The sequence below is a fragment of the Shewanella sp. 8A genome, assembly GCF_023475945.1.
In the GTDB taxonomy this organism is placed as follows: domain Bacteria; phylum Pseudomonadota; class Gammaproteobacteria; order Enterobacterales; family Shewanellaceae; genus Shewanella; species Shewanella xiamenensis.
On sequence record NZ_JAMDJP010000072.1, the window covers coordinates 1 to 1809 of the forward strand.

The 1809-nt window shown below is 25.2% G+C and carries 2 protein-coding genes; both read left to right on the top strand.

Translation table 11 applies throughout. The features are described 5' to 3' along the window. Positions 1–851 (top strand): glycosyltransferase family 52 (locus M0413_RS22525; protein ID WP_249555729.1); only part of this gene is annotated, 851 nt, incomplete at its 5' end. A gap of 398 nt (positions 852–1249) precedes the next feature. Next, a partial coding sequence (locus M0413_RS22530) for an O-antigen ligase family protein (RefSeq protein ID WP_249555731.1) occupies positions 1250–1809 on the top strand: 560 nt, incomplete at its 3' end.

Here is a 1809-nt window from a genome sequence, read left to right on the forward strand (position 1 = left end):
CAGTATACACATTGCTACTATATGCTTTGTTTTATTTTGATCAAATTGATGACACATTATTTATTTTTTCTGATGGTGTGCCAGAAAAAATTAGATCTAATTTTAAATCTCACATTTATGTGAGTTCTGGTAAAGGTAGTCGATTTTCATTTTTTATTAGAATTTTTTCTATATTAAAACTTTTTAAATTAGATTTAAAAAATATGAAGCAATTTGGTCAAGATCATATATTTTATTCTTTTTTTTATATGAATAATGACTTTACACTATTAGAAGATGGTAGAGCTAACTATGAGTTAACAAGTAACATTAACAGATATGCTAAGCTAAAAAGATATTTTCTTCATGGGGAGGAGTTTGGCGCCAATGAAAAAGTGAAAAGGATAATACTTACATCTCAAGTTGATTGGCCAGATGAATTAGTAGATAAAATTTTTTTTAAAGACATTCATTTTGAATGGAATAAAAAAGCACCTAATGAAAAAAAAATAATCATAGATTTATTTTGTTTGAATTTCAATATAGAAAACAAGATTCAAGTTTTATTGACAGGATATTATTCAGAATTTGGTCTTATGACTGAGATTGAAAAAATTAATATGTATAAAGCTATTCTTTGTTGCTATCCTGATAGCGAAAAAATATACATTAAACCTCATCCAAAAGAAGATACTGATTACAGTATTTACTTCAATAATAGAATTATTCCACCTGCAGTCCCTTTCCAGTTAGTTGAGTTGGCCTGTGATGGTGTTGATACTTTAATTACTATATCATCTTCAGTTGGATTAAATACTAAGGCTAATGTTATATATCATGACCTTAATGATTTTTTTGAGTGTAGGAAATGACCAAACGCATATGTTTCAAATATGTTGCCACATCATTTTTTGTTGTGCTTTATTTTTTTTCTTATTTAATAGCTAAGTTCATTGATAATAATTTTCTCTTAGCAGTAAGCGCATGCTTCCCTATTTTTATATTATTCTCATATTTTTTTGATTCTAAAAAATATTATGTAAATAAATTTAGTTTGTTTTTTTTATTTGTAATTTTTTTCCTTTTTATATATTCATTACTTATAGAAAATTATAAAATAACACGAGTTTTTTTTAACTCGTTCATTTTCTTATCCTCATGGATATTAGCTGTACATATTTCATCAACTCAATTTTTGATGAAGCGAATTGTTACGTTATTACATTATAGTTATTTGCTTTTTTGTTTTACTTTACTAATTTTAGCCATAATGAAAGGTATGCTATTTCATCAATATCTAGGTATTATATCTGTAGGTTTTAGTTATAATTATATATCAGGCTATTTAGTATTAATGCTTTCTCTTTATTGCTCATATTTTGTTAAACTTAAAGATAAAATACCTCATGGCCGTATTAATGCTATTGTAGTTTTTTTATTATGTGTTTTGTTATTTGGTCGTTCTGGGATCTTTTTGTCACTATTATTGCTGCTTTCTGTTTTTGTATATAACTCTAATAAGACAGAGCGTATGTTTTTTATTATTTTTTCTGTTAGTTTATTGTTTTTTGTTTTTTATTTTCATGAAATATTATTCGAGTTTATTTTACAAACTAAATTCTCAGAGGGTTTAGAATCTCCTAGACATAGCATGATTAAGGAGTATTTTTCATTATTGAATGTTAAAACATTTCTTTTAGGTGTTAATTTATTTGATATGGTAACAATTGAACCATATGATTATAACCCTCACAATTCATTTCTTTTATTTCATTCAAATTTTGGTGTTTTTGGACTTTTTTTACTATATATACTACTTCTTTTAATGTT